This is a genomic window from Oleiphilus sp. HI0086 (genome assembly GCF_001635225.1).
Map to the genome: position 1 here is coordinate 1 of NZ_LWFZ01000937.1, position 3,714 is coordinate 3,714.

3 protein-coding genes are annotated in these 3,714 nt (G+C 45.9%); 1 reads left to right on the plus strand and 2 read right to left on the minus strand.

The features are described 5' to 3' along the window. Window positions 1–1,386, plus strand: a 1,386-nt coding sequence (locus A3756_RS16865; RefSeq protein ID WP_068554027.1) for an ATP-binding SpoIIE family protein phosphatase, incomplete at its 5' end; no start/stop codon positions are given. Here the strand turns inward: A3756_RS16865 and A3756_RS16870 are convergent. Both A3756_RS16870 and A3756_RS27825 read right to left on the minus strand, forming a co-directional pair. After that, the gene (locus tag A3756_RS16870; RefSeq protein WP_068507962.1) at window positions 1,337–1,897 is read right to left on the minus strand and encodes a YecA family protein; all 561 of its coding nucleotides are present in this window, start codon (window positions 1,895–1,897) and stop codon (window positions 1,337–1,339) included. The two genes, A3756_RS16865 and A3756_RS16870, sit on opposite strands and share 50 nt — an antisense overlap. Before the next feature lie 202 nt (window positions 1,898–2,099). Beyond that, the coding region (locus tag A3756_RS27825; protein WP_197481357.1) for a hypothetical protein at window positions 2,100–3,714 on the minus strand (1,615 nt) is incomplete at its 5' end.

The following is a 3,714-nucleotide window of genomic DNA, read 5'->3' on the forward strand; positions in this document are numbered from 1 at the left end:
ATTAAGGCTCATGCGAGAACTCAGGAGCTTACCCAGCAAGTTCATGCGAAAAACAGTGAGCTAACCCGTCTACACGCGACATTAACGCAAGAACATGAGATGGGGCGTCATGTATTAAATCATACGCTCAAGAGGAGCTTGCAGAACTGTAAAAATGTTAAAAGCTATCTTTCTTCAATGTCGACCTTTAATGGCGATATCTTTCTTTTGGCCGAAAATCCAAGTGGTGGTTTATATGCTTTTCTCGGTGACTTTACTGGTCATGGTTTAGCTGCAGCAATTGGTACGATTCCTGTCTCGCAAGCATTTTTCTCCATGTGTGAAAAAAGTATGCCGATTATGGAAATTGCGTCTTCGATGAATAAGTCCTTAAAGTCCTTTTTGCCTGAGTACATGTTTTGCGCCGCGACACTAATACATGTGCCAGAATCGGGAGATAAAGCATTAGTATGGGCAGGGGGGTTGCCAGATGCGTATATTACAAGACCTGGGGAGGGGCTTGTAAGTGTCGTAAAGTCGAGACATATGCCGCTCGGTATCGTGCCGGCAGAGCGCTTCAATAGTGAGATAGAACTACACGAATTACGTTATGGTGATAAGTTGTTTATGTTCACTGACGGAATTCTTGAAGGAAGCCCTACAGACAGTGATGAAATGTTTGGTGAAGAACGAGTGATGGACTCACTTGACCGCCGAGTGAAAGAGGGCGGGCAAGAGCGTGTGTTTGACGGCCTACTGGATGACTATCATAGCTTCAGCCAAGGTTCTGCGCAGCAGGACGATATCTCTTTGGTTGAAATCACCGCAGGCCCAATTGATAATTCTAGTGTAATAGATCTTGAACCAAAGACGAATTTGCCTTGGTCAGTTAATGTCGATCTTGATGCAGAGAGAATACACTCTCAGCCTGACCCCATTGTGCAGGTCATTAAAGTGTTGCCAGCAGATCTGTTTTTGTACCGTCGAGCCGATATGATCAGGACTATTTTGTCTGAGCTTTACTTCAACTCGCTGGAGCATGGTTTATTAGCCTTAGACTCTACTATAAAAGGCAGTCATGACGGATTTACAAAGTACTATCAGCAGCGTCAGGAACGGATGGACGCCTTGGATGCGGGCCGCATTAGCATTAGTGTGAGCTTTGATTACGAGCGTTCCGGTAGTGAGTTGAAAATAAGTCTCAGAGATACCGGGAAAGGCTTTGATTTTGCTTCACAGAACGAAGACCTGGCAATGAATACTAAACCATGGGGGCGCGGAATTGCGCTGGTCCGATCTCTGTGTGAAACGGTTGAATATAGTGATGAAGGCCGCTGTGTCGAGGCGACCTTGGCACTTAATCCGAATGATAGAAAAGAAAGATATCCACCAATTGCTCCGGCATAATTTCTTCGAATTGGGATAAAAGCTTTTCGTTTCGACGTATTTCTTGAAACTCATCACTATCAAATAGGCCTGAAAGGGCCATGATAGGAAGTAGCAATTCGGCGGTAACATCTTCACCTTTGCAGAACCATGCCTTTTCTTTGTAGAAGAAACCTTCCATAAAGCCTGTGCACCAGCTTTCAAGACAGGCATCGTAGTGAGTTTCGCTGTCGTCATCAGTTTCATCGCTGTAGGGTAAGAGTATATCGCGGTCTTCATTAATCTCTTCAAGCAATGTCGACTTGATCTCTTCGATACAGCTTTCAATAGTGGCGATTTCAGATTCACTAAGCTCGATATCATCATTGCCAAATAGCACAGAGATAAGAGTGTTAGTGTCAAAGTCTACCGGCCCGATAACACTGGCGCATACAAGGCCGTGAAAGCCAAAATAATCCAAAGCCTCTTCATTTAGATGCTCGGCAAAAAGAATATCTTCGAGCTGTTCAATTTGTTGTTCGCTTAGTGACATTTGCTAAAACCGTATGACAGTGCAACCAATGCGTTCATGTGTGTATGGGCGCTGGTTGGGAGCGGGGTGGTATAAAAAACGAGAGTATAAACTGATTTTCCACAGATTAGTATCTGCAGTACCTGGTAAGCATAAAAAAGCCGGTAAGAACTAATTGCTCATACCGGCTCTGAGGTCTTTCAGAACTTAATTAGCGGAAATGCTATTCAGTATCTGTAGTCTGAGTTGCTTTACTGTCTTCAGCTTTTGCTGTTGATTCAGCGGGGCTCACCTCAACCTTAACAGCTGACAGCTCTGGTGACTTAGGAGCCGCCGCGCTTTCAGTTTCAGCTGATTGCGCTCTTGGGTCATTGTGAACCCGGTTAGAGCGGTTAGGTCTACGACGGCGAGCTGGCTTTTTAACTTCGACTTTATGCTCATCAGCCGGCTTCGCTTCGGCTTTAGGGCTTGTATTGCCAGTTATTTCTTTTGTCGCGCTTTCCTTATCAGCAACAGCTTGCGTCTTCGTTGGAGAGGCATCCGACTTGCTGTTTGTCGCTTTATTGCCTCGATTTCTACGAGGGTTACGGCTACGAGGTCGGCGAGTCGAAGTTTTCTCTTCGCTATCACTAGAGCTGGCATCTGATGTAGTTACTTCAGTTGCAGTTTCATCACTTGTTTCTGCTTTGCTCTCTTTTACTGCTTTAGGCGAATCTACAGCTTTAGTTTCGGCAACTTCAGCTTTATCAGAGCTTTTATCTTCCTTGCTTTCAGTTGCAGCAGGTGCAGGGCTAGCGTTGCTACTCGCTTGAGGCAATGAACTCTTCTCTTCTACCTTAGGTTTTGAGACTTCTGCTTTAGGCTCAGTTGTAGCGACAGGCTTAGCGGTTTCCTTAAGGCTTTCGCTTACTGTGCTAACTGCACCCTTGGTGTCAGTTTCAGCATTCTTCGTAGGAGCTTTGCTACGGCGCTCGCCACGGTTTTCTGAACGTCTACGGTTAGAAGAGCGAGTAGTGGATTTATTTTCGCTGCTTTTAGCTTCAGGCTTTGTGGTATTGGCTTCTACACTGTCGTCCGCTTTTGCTAAGGTATTGTTTACCACGGGCGCTTCTTCAGGGCGTTGTTTATCCTCATATTTCTTGGCAGGACGGTTACCGCTACGATTTCTGCGCTGCGAACCTTCTTTGTTCTGAGTGCGTGAATCGTTTTGCTTCTGGTCGCGAGTGTTCTCAGAATTTGATCTGTTGCCGCGATTATCATTGCTACGACGCGAGTCATTGTTTTGATTGCGTCGGTTACGTTGGTTGCCGCGATCATCTCTGCGATTTTCATCGCGTTGATTTCGATTTTGGCCAGACTTATTACGGTTGCGGTTGTTGCCTGAAGCGTTATCGCCAGACTGAGAGTCTCGTTGCTTGTTTCTATTCTTCTGGTTACTGCGGTTGCCTTGAGTGCTGCGCTGCTGCTTTCTAGCAGGTGCTTCATTAGCAACAGAGGAGGCTTTCTCTTCTGCGCTGAACATTGCCGATAGCTTGGATTTCAAACGCTTCATTAGGCCAGTTTCTTCGCTTTGCTCAGCTTGCTTTTGAGGTGCAGCTTCAGTTGCAGGCGCTGAAACTTGAGGTGCAGGGCTAGCATGTGAAATAGATTTAACCGCAGCTTCTTCGCGCACGACTTCTTTTGCTGCGGCTGTTGGAACTGCTTGTTCCTCTGGCTGTGTTGTTTCTATTTTGTAACTAGCTTGATCATCACTGGTTTCGTCTTCACGAAGTCTACGTAACTCATAGTGAGGCGTATCCATAGCCATGTCAGGAATGATGATAACGCGAACAGACTGC